At 42.4% G+C, this 14,376-nt stretch carries 15 protein-coding genes; 13 read left to right on the top strand and 2 right to left on the bottom strand.

Translation table 11 applies throughout. From position 1 onward, the window contains the following. Positions 1-14: 14 nt before the first annotated feature. The 7 genes from IGI78_RS08190 (at position 15) to IGI78_RS08220 (ending at position 5,631) form a co-directional block, all read left to right on the top strand. Positions 15-791: a dihydroorotate dehydrogenase electron transfer subunit gene (locus IGI78_RS08190; protein WP_194194543.1), complete on the top strand. Its 777-nt coding sequence runs from the start codon at positions 15-17 to the stop codon at positions 789-791. Continuing rightward, positions 791-1,714, top strand: a complete 924-nt coding sequence (locus IGI78_RS08195; RefSeq protein WP_077453389.1) for a dihydroorotate dehydrogenase — start codon at positions 791-793, stop codon at positions 1,712-1,714. The genes IGI78_RS08190 and IGI78_RS08195 overlap by 1 nt, the downstream gene beginning before the upstream one ends. Further along, entirely contained in the window at positions 1,714-2,433 is a 720-nt protein-coding gene (gene pyrF, locus IGI78_RS08200) for an orotidine-5'-phosphate decarboxylase (protein WP_077453388.1), read from the top strand. Before IGI78_RS08195 ends, pyrF begins: the two co-directional genes overlap by 1 nt. Next, the gene (pyrE, locus tag IGI78_RS08205; RefSeq protein WP_081118666.1) at positions 2,430-3,065 is read left to right on the top strand and encodes an orotate phosphoribosyltransferase; all 636 of its coding nucleotides are present in this window, start codon (positions 2,430-2,432) and stop codon (positions 3,063-3,065) included. The genes pyrF and pyrE overlap by 4 nt, the downstream gene beginning before the upstream one ends. Before the next feature lie 157 nt (positions 3,066-3,222). Next, positions 3,223-3,900: a carbonic anhydrase family protein gene (locus IGI78_RS08210; RefSeq protein WP_017144366.1), complete on the top strand. Its 678-nt coding sequence runs from the start codon at positions 3,223-3,225 to the stop codon at positions 3,898-3,900. Positions 3,901-4,222: 322 nt separating this feature from the next. Beyond that, complete coding sequence (locus IGI78_RS08215; RefSeq protein ID WP_081118665.1) at positions 4,223-5,140, top strand: AraC family transcriptional regulator; 918 nt, start codon at positions 4,223-4,225, stop codon at positions 5,138-5,140. Then, positions 5,140-5,631 (top strand): pyridoxamine 5'-phosphate oxidase family protein, encoded by a 492-nt coding sequence (locus IGI78_RS08220; RefSeq protein WP_081118664.1) that lies wholly within the window; start codon positions 5,140-5,142, stop codon positions 5,629-5,631. Before IGI78_RS08215 ends, IGI78_RS08220 begins: the two co-directional genes overlap by 1 nt. Before the next feature lie 312 nt (positions 5,632-5,943). Here the strand turns inward: IGI78_RS08220 and efbA are convergent, their stop codons facing one another. Then, positions 5,944-7,644: a fibronectin-binding protein EfbA gene (gene efbA, locus IGI78_RS08225; RefSeq protein ID WP_142424869.1), complete on the bottom strand. Its 1,701-nt coding sequence runs from the start codon at positions 7,642-7,644 to the stop codon at positions 5,944-5,946. Positions 7,645-7,751: 107 nt separating this feature from the next. Continuing rightward, complete coding sequence (locus IGI78_RS08230; protein ID WP_077453383.1) at positions 7,752-8,150, bottom strand: DUF1622 domain-containing protein; 399 nt, start codon at positions 8,148-8,150, stop codon at positions 7,752-7,754. 125 nt (positions 8,151-8,275) lie between these two features. On the opposite strand from IGI78_RS08230, the gene IGI78_RS08235 reads away from it, so the two are divergent. The 6 genes from IGI78_RS08235 (at position 8,276) to aroF (ending at position 14,340) form a co-directional block, all read left to right on the top strand. Next, the gene (locus IGI78_RS08235) at positions 8,276-8,851 is read left to right on the top strand and encodes a hypothetical protein (protein WP_077453382.1); all 576 of its coding nucleotides are present in this window, start codon (positions 8,276-8,278) and stop codon (positions 8,849-8,851) included. A 377-nt stretch (positions 8,852-9,228) separates the two neighbouring features. Then, a complete protein-coding gene (trpX, locus tag IGI78_RS08240; RefSeq protein ID WP_142424872.1) occupies positions 9,229-10,281 on the top strand; it encodes a tryptophan ABC transporter substrate-binding protein in 1,053 nt (350 codons plus the stop codon). A gap of 76 nt (positions 10,282-10,357) precedes the next feature. Next, positions 10,358-11,242: an ABC transporter permease gene (locus IGI78_RS08245; protein WP_081118660.1), complete on the top strand. Its 885-nt coding sequence runs from the start codon at positions 10,358-10,360 to the stop codon at positions 11,240-11,242. Further along, entirely contained in the window at positions 11,242-12,000 is a 759-nt protein-coding gene (locus IGI78_RS08250) for an ABC transporter ATP-binding protein (protein ID WP_081118659.1), read from the top strand. Before IGI78_RS08245 ends, IGI78_RS08250 begins: the two co-directional genes overlap by 1 nt. 415 nt (positions 12,001-12,415) lie before the next feature. Beyond that, positions 12,416-13,285 (top strand): shikimate dehydrogenase, encoded by an 870-nt coding sequence (locus IGI78_RS08255; RefSeq protein WP_194194548.1) that lies wholly within the window; start codon positions 12,416-12,418, stop codon positions 13,283-13,285. A 29-nt stretch (positions 13,286-13,314) separates the two neighbouring features. Then, complete coding sequence (gene aroF, locus IGI78_RS08260; protein WP_195265136.1) at positions 13,315-14,340, top strand: 3-deoxy-7-phosphoheptulonate synthase; 1,026 nt, start codon at positions 13,315-13,317, stop codon at positions 14,338-14,340. The last annotated feature ends 36 nt before the right edge of the window (positions 14,341-14,376 follow it).

Here is a 14,376-nt window from a genome sequence, read left to right on the forward strand (position 1 = left end):
AAAGGAGTTTTTTGATGAAGCAAGAAATCATGATCATCAGCAAACAGCGTCAACTGGCACCGCGGATTTTTGAAATGACATTGACGGGTGAGTTAGTCAATGAGATGAGGACCCCTGGGCAGTTTCTGCACCTACGGGTTCCTCAAAATGCCTTTCTTCTTCGCCGACCGATCAGTATCAATCATATCGATACTGAGAAAAAAGAATGCCGTATCATTTATCGGGTCGAAGGAGAGGGGACACGAATTTTTTCAGAAATGACCGTTGGTGATCCAATCGATGTGATGGGGCCGTTAGGAAATGGGTTTCGCTATCATCATTTAAATCAAGGGGACACTGCATTTATCGTAGGTGGCGGTATCGGTGTACCGCCGCTCTATGAATTATCGAAACGTTTGACTCAACAAGGCGTCCACGTCATTCACTTTTTGGGTTTTGCCAGCAAAGACGTCATGTATTATGAAGAGGAATTTCGCGCACTAGGAGACACGAGGATTGCTACCGATGATGGCAGCGCTGGTTTACAAGGTAATGTTGGCAACCTGTTATTAGCTGCAGAGCAAACACCTGCGGCGGTCTTTGCCTGCGGAAATAACGGTCTTTTAAAAACCACCGCCCAGCTTTTCGAAGACCTCCCAGATGTTCAATTATCCATGGAAGCACGAATGGCTTGTGGGATGGGTGCCTGTTATGCCTGTGTTTGCCATACGAAAGATGATGAACAAGGCACAAAAAGTGTCAAAGTTTGTGACGAAGGGCCTGTATTTCAGGCGAGAAAGGTGGTCATTTAATGTCGATCAACGTCGAGCTACCCGGATTGAGTCTGAAAAATCCAATCATGCCTGCCAGCGGCTGTTTTGGGTTTGGTGCAGAATATGATAAATATTATGACATCAGTCAATTAGGTGCGGTGATGATCAAAGCGACCACACCTGAACCACGTTTCGGCAATCCAACTCCAAGGGTAGCAGAAACGCCTAGCGGTATGTTAAATGCCATCGGATTACAAAATCCTGGGTTAGAAACGGTCATGAATCAAATATTGCCGGACTTAGCTCAAAAACACCCCGATTTGCCAATCATCGCGAATGTTGCCGGTTCGACTGTCGAAGATTATGTTCTTGTGTGTCAGGAAATCAGTCGAGCAGAAAATGTCAAAGCGATCGAACTGAATATTTCTTGCCCTAATGTCAAGCATGGCGGTATCACGTTCGGCACCGATCCTGCGGTTGCTGGTGCATTGACTGAAGCGGTCAAAAAAGTCTCGCAAGTACCAATTTATGTCAAACTATCGCCGAATGTGACGGATATCGTCCCAATTGCGCAAGCGATCGAAGCAGGCGGCGCCGACGGGTTTACGATGATCAATACACTTTTAGGCATGCGGATCGATCTAAAAACACGGAAACCAATTTTAGCCAACCAAACCGGAGGCTTGTCTGGACCAGCTATCAAACCGGTGGCGATCCGTCTAATCAAACAAGTGGCGCAAGTTTCTCAATTACCAATTATTGGCATGGGGGGCGTGATGTCAGTGGATGATGTACTTGAAATGTATCTGGCAGGTGCTAGTGCTGTTGCAGTCGGAACCGCAAACTTTACCGATCCTTACATTTGCCCGAAATTGATTGAAGAATTGCCTATCCGAATGGCAGAATTAGGGATCCCTTCTTTGGAACAGCTGATAAAAGAAGTGAGAGAGGAGCATATGTGATGAGTGAACGGCCAATTATTGCCCTAGATTTCCCCAACAAACAGGCTATTGAAACATTTTTAGCGCAATTTCCTGCGGAAGAAAAATTATTTGTAAAAGTGGGAATGGAGATTTTCTACCAAGAAGGGCCAGCAATCGTTACTTGGTTAAAAAACAGTGGCCATGATATCTTTTTAGATTTAAAACTACATGATATTCCCAATACAGTAGGACGAGCAATGGAGCGCTTAGCTTCTTTAGGTGTTGCTTTGACGAATGTTCATGCAGCCGGCGGGATCGAAATGATGACTGCTGCTAAAAACGGCCTACAAAAAGGAACCCCGACAGGACAAAAAGTCCCTGACTTGATTGCAGTCACCCAATTGACCTCCACTAGCGAGGCACAAATGCATCATGATCAGCAGATCATGACGTCACTGCAAGAAAGTGTCATCCATTACGCCACTTGTGCCCAAAAAGCTGGATTAGACGGTGTTGTTTGTTCCGCTCACGAGGCAAACCAGATCAAGCAAAGGACAACCGATGCCTTCATACGCTTGACGCCTGGTATCCGACCAGCTGGCAGTGAAGTTGGCGATCAAAAACGGATCATGACACCTGCACAAGCTCGTAAAGCAGGGGCTACCATGATCGTTGTAGGACGTCCGATCACCCAGTCTAAGACACCCTATGAAAGTTATTTGCAAATTAAACAAGAATGGAAGGAAGCTAGCCAATGAAGGAACAATCCAATCAAATCGCCAAAGATCTTTTAGACATCGAGGCGATTTTCTTACGACCCAATGAACCATTTACGTGGGCCAGCGGTATCAAAAGCCCTATTTATTGCGACAATCGAATCACCATGAGTTATCCAACTGTGCGTCGTGCCATTGCGAAAGGCTTAGCTGCAGTCATCAAAACCACTTATCCAGAAGTAGAAGTGATTGCAGGGACCGCAACAGCCGGGATTCCTCATGCTGCATGGGTCGCTGAATTGTTAGATTTACCAATGGTTTATATTCGCAGCAAAGCAAAGGAACACGGCAAAGGCAATCAAATTGAAGGACGTATTCAGCCAAATCAAAAAATGGTCGTCATTGAAGATTTATTGTCAACAGGTGGCAGTGTCTTAGAAGCTTGTGAAGCAGCCAAAAGAGAAGGAGCTGACGTATTAGGCGTCGCTGCGATCTTTACTTACGAACTGCCTCAAGTTCAAGCGAATTTTGAGCAAGCAGATCTACCATACGTGACTTTGACAAACTATACGGCTCTGATCGAGTCGGCTTTAGAAACGGGTGCTATTCAAGAGTCTGATGTTGCCCTGTTACAAGAGTGGCGTAAAGATCCTGCTGCTTGGCTGAGTGAATAAGGAATTGAAATCAGAAACGGATATGTGAGGGAATGACCAAGCATATTCGTTTTATTTTTACCTATTTTCTGATAGCATTGGGAGAAAGTTTTTTGATAGGAAGGGCTGTTCCTTGCTGTCAACTTGAATTAGGAGGCTGTTTTTTTTGAAAAGAAATATGGACGTTCCCTGGAGTTATTCCGGAGACAATGGACCTGAACATTGGCACACTTTGTGCGACTGGTATGCACAAGGTGCCGAATTTCCGTACCAATCCCCAATCGCTTTAGTCCACGATGAGACCGAAGAACCCATCGATCAGGACTTGGCTTTTCACTATAAACGAGAGCGGTTTACGGAAAAAGAATTCAAAAATACGATTCACTTCGTTCCTTATAATAAAGAAAGCTATGTCACGTTTAAAGGGATCAACTACTATTTGACGGATATTCATTTTCACATGCCGTCTGAACACATTATCGATGACGAGCAGCAAGAATTAGAGTTTCATCTCGTTCATATGAATGATGACGGAGAAAACTTGGTCGTGGGTATCTTATTCAAATTGACAGATAAACTCAACTGGATCTGCAATCAGCAAGACGACAGCATCTGGGATTTTGAGAACCATACCCAATGGTTTGATCCGAGCATGTTCTTGCCAGAGCGCACTCATCATTTTCATTATGTGGGTTCCCTGACGACCCCGCCAACGAAAGGTCCAATCAACTGGTTTGTCTTTGACTGGATTGGTGAGATGAGTCGTCGCTTTATTTTAGAATTCCGCGAAGAAGTATTAGAAAATAATAATCGTCCATTACAAGACCGCAAAGATCGGCCTATTTATTTCTATTGATTTATAAAAATAGTTCCTTTTACGTAGTTTTTCTCACTGACTGCAGTTGATGGTCATTATAGAAACCACTTCGTAAGGGTAATCCATAAAAAAGATGTTAGAATTTTAGAATGTCATTGACTGGAAAAAGACGAAAACTCTTCGTCTTTTTTTATTTTTATATCCTAGGACCATGAAGGCTATGCTAAAATATTAAATAAGCTGATTCGTGGCAGATAATCTATTGTGAAAATAAATACAAATATAGTTTTTTGCGGAAAAAGAGCAGACACGGTAAAGCTTTTTTGGCTGAATATTTTATAGTGAAAGAAAGGAAATCTATATGCATGCATGGGAAGCAATCCAAAAATCAATCGATTATATTGAAGACAATCTTGCCGAGCCATTAGAGATCGAAACGTTAGCACAAGTCGCATCCCTTTCTGTATTTTATTATCAACGCTTATTCACCCGTTTAGTTAAAATTTCTGTTAGGGAATATATAAAACTGCGTCGGCTGGCCAGAGCCGCTCATTTATTAAAAGACAGAAAAAGTCGAGTCATTGAAGTCGCTTTTGAGGTTGGTTTTAGCAGCCATGCAGTATTTTCAAGAACCTTTAAAACCGTTTATGGACTTTCGCCTTCTCTTTACCAAAAAGCGCCGATCGGCTTACAAAATTTTGATAAGCCAGATCTATCTTTAGGGTATATTGTCACAGAAGAAGGTAATCCATTGATCAGTGAAGGGGTCGTTTTGGAGATTCAGAAAAAAAGAAACAAGCAACCAATGGTTTTTTATGGCGTTATTGGTTATTATCCATTTAAATATGGAAAAATGCTGGGTCAACGAACAGGAATCGACCCTATTGATGAAATTTGGCATGATTTTTATCAAAAGATTGCAAATCAGCCTCGCACTGATCATTGCCTGATTGGTGTTTCATTTCCGGGAGATGCGCCAGAAGACTACTCAAGTTACTTTGTTGGCCAATTAAGTGACGGTACGCAATTATCGACCCTCATTGAATGGACGCTACCAGCACGTGATTACATTGTTTGCAGCTTTGATACGATCTCAGAGCAACTGATCATCAATATGGGAAAGGCGATGCGTTATACCCGTTTTTGGCTCAAGAAAAATGGTTGGATTGCTGAGGATTTTTTTCCAGAGCTATATCGAAAAGGAAACAATCGGGTTACACATGTCGAATTATGGATTCCTTTTAAAAAAAGAAGAGAGATGCAAGGAGGAACAGAATAATGACCCACCAGTATGAAGAAGGAATAAAGCTGCTTGAAGAAAAATTTGGGCATTTCAAAGACAATGTGATTGCCCTTGCGACGACAGCTTGTGACAAAACTGCAGAGGGACACATACAACCAGTCGTTCGAGAAGTTGATGCTTTTTATGAAGAGGGCATTTTTTACGTGTCGACGCACGAACAATCCAATAAAATCAAGCAAATCAAAAAGAACCCAGCAGTTTCTATTGCTGTCAGTGGTGAATGGTTTACCGCGATCGGTCAAGGGGAGAATTTAGGTTGGGTGCTAGACCCTAAAAATGCAGAATTAAGAAGCAAAATTCGCAAAGCCTTTGTTTGGTACGACGAAGTCAACAACGAGAATGATAAGGGCTGTTGCTTTCTGGCGATCCGTTTGACTAAAGGAACCTTGAATATCAATCACTGGGAAAAGCTGTATCATTTTGATTTCGAGAAGAAAGTCACTATGGAGGATGGCGGTATTTATTAGCTAGCAGAAGCTATTTTCTGACGGTGATTTTCAATTGCCTTTCTAGCGAATCTTGAAGAGGAAGCAATGGTTAAGTTCTGTGAAGGTTTGCCTTTGGTGTTTCAAGCTGAGTAAAATTACTGCTAAAAGAGTAGTAGATAGAATAAAAACATAAAAACCGACCACAAGCGCGTGTATCTTAGTGAAGCACCCCCAAAAAGTTAGACCAAAAAACTAACTTTTGGGGGCAATACACTTCTTAGCTGCACTTTTGTGGTCGGTTCTTGTATTGCTTACTCTAAGATTTTTTGATTCGAATAGACTTAGGAATAGCTAGGACTGCTTTAATCGCAAAATATCTTCGTCCGGTGTCACATATAAGGTTTTTTGATTCTCATAAATGACGAATCCAGGTTTAGCACCATTCGGTTTCCGAATATGTTTGACTTGCACATAGTCCACCGGTACTTGGGCAGATTGACGATATTTTGAGAAATATGCGGCAAGCTCTGCAGCTTCCATTAAGGTTGTCTCGCTAGGATCGTCCGAACGAATGATGACATGCGAACCAGGAATGTTTTTAGTGTGCAGCCAGATATCACTCTTACGAGCTGTTTTTAAGGTCAGTTGGTCATTTTGTAAATTGTTTTTTCCGACGAGAATTTCTGTTCCGTCTGAAGAAACAAATCGTTCCGGTTGCGAAGGGGCGACTTTTTTACGCTGCTTCGTCCGATTTTTGACATAGCCTTGTGCGATCAGTTCTTCCCGAATAACCGCTAGATCCATTGGAGAGGCAATTTCTAATTGGGCTAACACGGATTCGAGATACGCGATCTCTTCTTTCGTTTCGGCAATCTGCTGATGGATCAATTTAACTGCGTTTTTCAATTTCTGGTATCGCTGAAAATACTTCTGAGCATTTTGATTAGGAGAAAGAGCGGGATCTAATTTGATCGTCAAAAGCCGATTCTCCTCATAATAATTTTCCAAATCAACGGATGTAGCACCACGAGGCACTTGGCTCATAAAGGTCGTCAAGAGTTCACCCTTTTGGCGAAACTCCTCGGCGTTTTCTGAATCCCTCAAGGTTTGCTGGCGTTTCTTTAACTTCAGCTGGTTACGCTTCAGTTCATTTTCAACCTTTTTCAGTAGTTCGCCACCTTGTTGTTTGACCCGATCTCTTTCCGCCTTATCATGGTAAAACGCATCTAAAAGCTCGCTCAGAGTCTGATAATGGGTGACAGTGGTGGTCGCATCAAACAATGATGTATAGGGAATCGGTGTAAAATATTCCTTTTTCTCTGACCGGAGATAACTTGGTGCTAAATCTTCCGTGAGCTCTGAAAAGAAAGTTTCCCACTGACGCAGTTTTTCATTAGGATTGGCACTGATTCGGGCAATCAATTCTTCTGCGGTATCGCGGCCTAAGCCTTGGAATCGTTGTTGCAGTTCTTTTGCCGTCAAGGGATCGAGAGTAGATAATTCTTCAAAAATCTTGGTGCGAGAGGCTGTGAAAGGATTAAGCGTCGATTGCTTTGGTGGTGCAACATAGACAGCACCTGGCAATAAGGTGCGATACGTATTTTGTGAATGACCAATGTGTTTAATTGTATCGACAATTTTTCCGCTTGTCTTATTCATTAATAAAATCGTACTGTGACGGCCCATTAATTCGACGATCAAGACAAGGGCTTGCAAATCACCTAATTCATCTCGTCGGGTAAAATGAAAATGGATCACACGGTCATTGTCGATTTGTTCGATTGATTCTAGGATCGCCCCTTCTAAATATTTCCGCAGCATCATCAAGAAATTCGGTGGGGTCTCTGGGTTGCTATAGGCGATCGTTGTGCATTGCACACGGGCATATGTAGGGTGAGCGGATAGCAAGAGTTTGTGATTTTTCCCTTGGGCACGGATCACAAATACGACCTCGTTTTCATAGGGCTGATGAATTTTGTTCACGCGTCCACTAGTTAATTGACTCTGTAATTCTTTGACCATTAAATGGGTAAAAACACCATCAAAAGACATATTGTTCCCTCTTTTCTTTTAAGGATAGTTTGACTGAGGGATTGATCCTTCTAATGTCAAATATTCCTATCTATTATACCGAAGAATCCGTAGAAAAGCCATGACAGCTAGCTTTCCTTTTTCTTGGCAGGCTGATGATCGGTGGTTTGCAAAGCCCGTTCGATCTCTTTGTTCAAGAAATAAGAGATGACTGTTCGAATAATAACGACTGCAGCTAGACGTACGATGTCTTCGAAGGTGGGGTGGATGATTGTCTCAATTATATCTGCGGCAATCAAAATCTCCAGACCTAACAAGACGTAACTTCCTAAATAATTGCGAATAAAATTGTTTTCTCTGGCTGCTACCAAACGATCCTTTTCTGTTAATTCGTAACGCACAAAATCAATGCCTGCAATCAATACACCCCAAACGATGACGAAAATGGAGAGAAAGTTCAAACAGACAACGATGAAATCGAAGATTGGATTGGCTCCAGTCATCAATGAATCAGCTAGATTATGCATAATGACTCCTTTACCGTTTTCTTTTATCTTACCGAATTATTGAGGAAATGTGAAGTTTCTTGACGTTCTAGAAGGGAATTGATAGTATGAAATAATAGTAGTATTTTTAAAAAGGTGGGCAAATTATGGAACAAGTGAAAAGCTTTGTTCATTACACGAAAGAAAAAGCAGTAGAAAGCTGGCAAGCTTTTTTAGATGATCTCTACCGAGATCAGAAAAAAACGATTTTCACGCTGATCGGGGGGATTCTTTTCGCTTTGATTTTCGCCGGTTTGATCGTCTTTTCTCAAAATCGTATCAACGCTTCTCTAGTGGATCGGATCGCTTTTGATAAGCTACCTTCAGAAAAAGTACAACCATTGCCTTATCTGACAGCTGACAAGACGATTCGCGAAACAAGAGCGATTTCTGTGATGTATAGTAAACCGAGTGGTGCTCAGTTGGATCAAGTGTTTGATCTGATCCAAGCACAAGAAGATGAAATGAATCGGACATTTTTTTATTATCCAATCGTCTATGATGCGGCTTTTTTCTCCAATGAATATGATATTGATCCTGATAAAGTAACCTTTGTCTTTTATGAAGAAGGAGTCGAAAAAAATCGCTTTACCTTTGATTCATTTGACCAGCCAACGACGGAATTTATCCCAGAATTGAATCGTTTACCGATGTGGACGATTCGTACTTCTGCCAATGATTGATAAAAAAATCTGACAATTTGACAGAAAATTGTTGACGTTTTTTTATCAATAAGCTAAACTGAATTCAATCAAGAAAGAAAACAAGTTGAGAAGGAGGAACAATCATGAAACTATTTATTCCATTGCAAGTGAAATCATGGCAAAACTGGCGTAGATAGTTGTATTGATGGAACCTCATTCCATAGATACAACTTTTTAGAGAACCTTCTAAAGTGCTGTATCTATGCTGGTAGTTGAATTTATCGCCGCATAGGACAAGCTTCTATGCGGCTTTTGCTTACTTGCAATTGCCGTCACATAGGCAGTTGCTTTTTTTGTTCTCAAAAACCATAAAAAGAAAAACTCGAAAAATGTAAGCAGAAAAAGGAGAATAAAAAATGAAAAACAAGGGATTAATTGCATCAGTTGCCGTTATTTTATTATTTTTAGGAGCGACCTTCGTCTATCAGTTAGGAATGAGAAGTGGGACCAATCAAGCCAGTGAGGCTTCAGAACCAGTAGAGAAAGCTGAAAAAACAGTTGGGATCCTACAATTTGTCAGCCATGAAGCATTGGATGCGATCACCGAGGGGATCAAAGAAGGCCTTAAAGAATCAGGCTATACCGAAGGGGACAACTTGACAATCGAATTCCAAAACGGCCAAGCGGATCAAAGCAAATTGGCAACGATGAGCCAGCAGCTGCTAAATAAAGATGCCGACGTTTTAGTTGGGGTCGCAACACCCGCAGCACAAGCATTGGCGAATGTCACTCAGGATGTACCAATCGTTTTAGGGGCGGTCACTGATCCAGTTGGGGCCAATCTGGTGGCAGATATGGACCAACCCGGCGGCAATATCACTGGCGTTTCAGATAAAGCACCAGTAGCTGCACAAATCAAACTAGCAAAAGATTTGCTGCCAGAGGCAAAAACAGTCGGTATTTTGTATTCTTCGACCGAGGACAATTCGAAATACCAAGTGGCAGAAGCAGAAGCTGCTGCCGAAGAAAATGGCTTGACCAGCAAAGCGTATGCCGTTCCTTCAAGTAATGAAATTGCGCAAATGGTGCAAGTGATGGCACGAGAAGTCGACTTTATCTATATTCCCTTAGACAATACGATCGCAAATGCTATGCAGACCGTGGTTCAAGAAGCCAATAAATCAAAAACGCCAATCATCACGTCTGTTGATACGATGGTGGAACAAGGCGGCTTAGCGACGGTTGGGCAAGATCAATTTACGATTGGGGTCGAAACTGGAAAGATGGTGGCAGCAATTCTTGACGGGACAGCCGAGCCTGCGACAACGCCGATCTATACATTCAGCGATGGCGAGACGATCATTAATGAAACACAAGCGCAGTTATTGGGCATCACTATCCCAGAAAATCTCAAAGACGAGGCAAAATTGATTACAACGACGCCAGAAACTGAAGCAAGTGATGAGTGATCAAGAATCTTAAGACCATCTAGGATCACGACGAGGGTTTGAAAGCGAAAACATGTAAGAAAATGGAGGAAAAATGATGATTGTTTCAGCAATTGGGCAAGGACTACTTTGGGGGATCCTTGGTTTAGGGATATTTATGACCTATCGAATTTTGAATTTCCCGGATATGACGACGGAAGGGTCCTTTCCACTAGGCGGTGCTGTCTGTGTGACAGCAATCACCCATGGGGTTTCCCCCGTCTTAGCGACTTGTTTAGGAGTATTGGCTGGGATGTGTGCCGGATGTGTGACCGGACTTCTTTATACAAAAGGCAAAATTCCCGTGATTTTGGCTGGTATCCTGGTGATGTCTTCATTGAACTCGGTGATGCTGTTTGTCATGCGGTCTCCTAATCTGTCGCTGTTAAACCAGCCCAAGATCCAGGATTTCTTTACTAAAATGAACTTACCGAATTATTATGATACCGTCATTATCGGGCTGATCATGGTCTTATTGATCGGTGGCGTACTGGTTTACTTTTTTCATACCAACTTGGGTCAAGCTTATATTGCTACAGGGGATAATGAACATATGGCGAAGTCGATGGGGATTAATACGGATCGAATGAAAATCATCGGTCTGATCGTCTCTAATGGCGTGATCGCACTTTCAGGCGCATTGATCGCTCAAAACGACGGCTATGCCGATATCAGTAAGGGAATCGGTGTGATCGTGATTGGATTGGCATCCATCATCATTGGAGAAGTGTTATATGGCGAATTGACCTTGCTAGAACGTTTGATCGCTATCGTGATCGGCAGCATCATCTATCAATTATTGATCCTATTTGTGATCAAAGCTGGTTTTGATACGACTTACTTGAAAATCTTCTCGGCCATCGTCTTGACGATCTGCTTGTTGATCCCTCAATTTAAACAAGCCCTGCATCTGCGCACTGGTTTTGAAACGGAGGATGAATAATGTTAGCCTTAAAAAAAGCCTTTAAAGTTGTCGGCAACGGACCGAATGAGAAAAAAGTACTCTTGAACAAAATCGATCTTTCTTTAAAACCCGGTGAATTCGTTACGGTTGTGGGAGGAAATGGGGCCGGCAAAAGCACGTTATTCAACTGCATCTCTGGTACCATGCCTTTAACGAGTGGCCAAGTGACCATCGATGATCAAAATGTGACCACGCTTTCGGAAGAAAAACGCGCCCGCTTTTTGGCACGAGTCTTCCAAGATCCGAAAATGGGGACGGCTCCTCGTATGACAGTGGCAGAAAATCTGTTGTTAGCACAAAAAAGAGGGCAAAAACGGTCACTAGGTCTTCGTCAACTGCAAGGACAAAGAGAATCGTTCTATGCCCTTTGTAAAGAAATCGGCAATGGATTGGAAAATCATTTAGATACGCCAACGGGTAGTTTATCCGGTGGTCAGCGACAAGCACTAAGTTTATTGATGGCAACGATCCAAACCCCTAAACTATTGTTGTTGGATGAACATACGGCTGCCTTAGACCCGAAAACTTCCAAGCAGCTGATGCAGATCACTGCAAAAAGGGTAGAAGAACAAAATCTAACTTGCCTCATGATCACCCATCGGATGGAAGATGCATTAAAATACGGAGATCGCCTGATCCTGCTTAGAAAAGGGGAAATCGTCAAGGATCTTTCAGCAGATGAAAAAGCGCGCTTAAGTTTACCAGAACTATTACTGTTCTTTGAAGACGACTTATAAAACCCTTGATAGAACGGTGTTTTCAAAAAAATTAATCAAATAAATGAAAAAAATAAGAAAAAATCATTGACATCTTTCAAAGTTAAACCTATACTTAGGTCAATCTTACATCAGTTTGGAGCGAAGGACTATGCAAAAATTATTGCTAACGAACCCCACACAACTGAATAAATATTACTTTAGCTATTTTAGATAGGTTTGTATTCATGAAAGCATGGGTACAAACGCTAAGTTTGTATCTATGATGGCTAGAGCATTTCGTAATGAATTCGCAGCCACGTAGATCGTAAAATCTATAGTGGCTATTTTTTATATTCACATATCTGGCTTTGCCGATATGTAATGTTTGAAGGTGTTCACTGTAGATTCTTAAATTTACGGTGGACATCTTTTTTTGTTGAAAGGAATGAACCAGATGAAACAAATGATAACCGGTCACACACGGTTGGCGGCACTGTTTGCCAAACCAGCCAAACACAGCATCTCTCCAGCAATGCACAATCTTTCTTTTGAAGAACAAGGGATCGATGCCGTGTATCTGGCCTTTGATGTTGAGCCGGATAATTTGGCAGCCAGTATTCAAAGCATCCGTCAGTTGGATCTCTTAGGTGTCAATCTATCAATGCCCCATAAAATGGCGGCAGTACCGTTGATGGATGAATGCTCACCCGCAGCAGAGCTGATCGGCGCAATCAATACAATCGTCAATCAAGAGGGACGATTGATTGGGCACAATACAGATGGCATCGGCTTTATGCGCGCACTTGAAGACATTCAAGTGTCGATCATTGGCGACACCATGACCGTGATCGGTGCGGGTGGTGCAGCGACAGCGATCATTAGTCAAGCCGCACTAGACGGTGTCAAAACGATCCATGTCTTCAACCGCAAGGATGAGTTTTATCCAATCATCCAGGATAAATTGACACAGATCGCAGAAAAGACCGCCTGTGAAATCACATTAGCGGATTTAGAAGATCAGACGGCTTTAAAATCAGCCATCGATCAAAGCAGCCTTTTAGTTAATGCTACTGGCGTGGGGATGAAGCCGAATGATACGGTGAGTCCTCTGAAAAACAAAACCCTCTTGCGGGAATCATTAGCTGTCTATGATGTCATCTATAATCCAAGAGAAACGCAGCTTTTGAAAGATGCGAAAGCAGTCGGGGCCAAAACTGCAAACGGCTTAAGTATGTTGCTGTATCAAGGTGCAGCTGCATTTAAACTTTGGACCGGCCAAGAGATGCCCGTTGAAAAAGTAAAAGCACTCATTGAATCCATGTAAAAAATAAAAAACGAAAGTAGGAAGAAAAAATGATCGTAATTATGAAACCAGGTGCTACCCCAGAACAAGTTGAAGTCGTTGTAAAAAGAATCAAAAAAGAAGGGTTGGATGTTCAAGTCAACCAAGGAAAAGAACAGGTTGTTATCGGCTTAAAAGGAGATACACGCCGCATCCAAGATGTCGCTTTTCGCAGCTACGAAGGTGTCGAAGATGCCATTCGGATCTCAAATACCTACAAGTTGACCTCTCGTGAATTCCATCCACAAGATACGGTTGTTGATGTAGATGGCGTAAAAATCGGTGATGGCAACTTTGTCACAATGGCTGGTCCGTGCTCGATTGAAGGCTTAGACCAAATTCGTGAATGTGCCCGAATTGCCAAAGCTGGTGGTGCACAAATCTTACGTGGGGGTGCTTTCAAACCACGGACTTCACCATACGCCTTCCAAGGGCTTGAAGAAGAAGGGTTAAAATACATTCGTCAAGCAGCCGATGAAACAGGTATGAAAGTCATCACAGAAGTCATGGACGAAGGACATATCGATATGGTTGCGGAATACAGTGATATTTTGCAGATTGGTGCTCGGAACATGCAAAACTTCAAATTGCTAGCTGCAGTTGGAAAAACTGGTAAACCAATTGGCCTTAAACGAGGCATCTCTGGGACGATCGACGAATGGTTGAATGCAGCGGAATACATCGCCGTCCAAGATAAAAGTGAAGTGATTTTCATTGAGCGCGGAATCAGAACTTACGAAACAGCGACCCGTAATACTTTTGATCTAAGTGCGGTACCAATCATCAAAAAACTGAGCCACTTCCCGATCATCGTTGACCCTAGTCATGGAACAGGCATTTGGGGTCTCGTACCACCAATGGCAAGAGCAGGCGTTGCTGCCGGCGCCGATGGCATGATCGTTGAGATCCACCCAGATCCAGCCAATGCATGGTCTGATGGTCCGCAATCGTTAAACGAAAAAACATACATGAATATGATGAAAGAAGTCCATATCATGGAAAAAGCGATGAAAGAAATCAAAGCGTTGCAAGACTAAGCGCTAAGACAACCAATAAAAGAGGTGCAATAATCA

The organism is Enterococcus sp. DIV1767 (assembly GCF_050542585.1).
Classification (GTDB): domain Bacteria; phylum Bacillota; class Bacilli; order Lactobacillales; family Enterococcaceae; genus Enterococcus_D; species Enterococcus_D innesii.

What these genes read in the sequence shown, in the direction of transcription:
- IGI78_RS08190 (WP_194194543.1), top strand. Translation starts at nt 15, where the DNA reads ATGAAGCAAGAAATCATGATCATCAGCAAACAGCGTCAACTGGCACCG.
- IGI78_RS08195 (WP_077453389.1), top strand. Translation starts at nt 791, where the DNA reads ATGTCGATCAACGTCGAGCTACCCGGATTGAGTCTGAAAAATCCAATC.
- pyrF (WP_077453388.1), top strand. Translation starts at nt 1,714, where the DNA reads ATGAGTGAACGGCCAATTATTGCCCTAGATTTCCCCAACAAACAGGCT.
- pyrE (WP_081118666.1), top strand. Translation starts at nt 2,430, where the DNA reads ATGAAGGAACAATCCAATCAAATCGCCAAAGATCTTTTAGACATCGAG.
- IGI78_RS08210 (WP_017144366.1), top strand. Translation starts at nt 3,223, where the DNA reads ATGGACGTTCCCTGGAGTTATTCCGGAGACAATGGACCTGAACATTGG.
- IGI78_RS08215 (WP_081118665.1), top strand. Translation starts at nt 4,223, where the DNA reads ATGCATGCATGGGAAGCAATCCAAAAATCAATCGATTATATTGAAGAC.
- IGI78_RS08220 (WP_081118664.1), top strand. Translation starts at nt 5,140, where the DNA reads ATGACCCACCAGTATGAAGAAGGAATAAAGCTGCTTGAAGAAAAATTT.
- efbA (WP_142424869.1), bottom strand. Translation starts at nt 7,644, where the DNA reads ATGTCTTTTGATGGTGTTTTTACCCATTTAATGGTCAAAGAATTACAG.
- IGI78_RS08230 (WP_077453383.1), bottom strand. Translation starts at nt 8,150, where the DNA reads ATGCATAATCTAGCTGATTCATTGATGACTGGAGCCAATCCAATCTTC.
- IGI78_RS08235 (WP_077453382.1), top strand. Translation starts at nt 8,276, where the DNA reads ATGGAACAAGTGAAAAGCTTTGTTCATTACACGAAAGAAAAAGCAGTA.
- trpX (WP_142424872.1), top strand. Translation starts at nt 9,229, where the DNA reads ATGAAAAACAAGGGATTAATTGCATCAGTTGCCGTTATTTTATTATTT.
- IGI78_RS08245 (WP_081118660.1), top strand. Translation starts at nt 10,358, where the DNA reads ATGATTGTTTCAGCAATTGGGCAAGGACTACTTTGGGGGATCCTTGGT.
- IGI78_RS08250 (WP_081118659.1), top strand. Translation starts at nt 11,242, where the DNA reads ATGTTAGCCTTAAAAAAAGCCTTTAAAGTTGTCGGCAACGGACCGAAT.
- IGI78_RS08255 (WP_194194548.1), top strand. Translation starts at nt 12,416, where the DNA reads ATGAAACAAATGATAACCGGTCACACACGGTTGGCGGCACTGTTTGCC.
- aroF (WP_195265136.1), top strand. Translation starts at nt 13,315, where the DNA reads ATGATCGTAATTATGAAACCAGGTGCTACCCCAGAACAAGTTGAAGTC.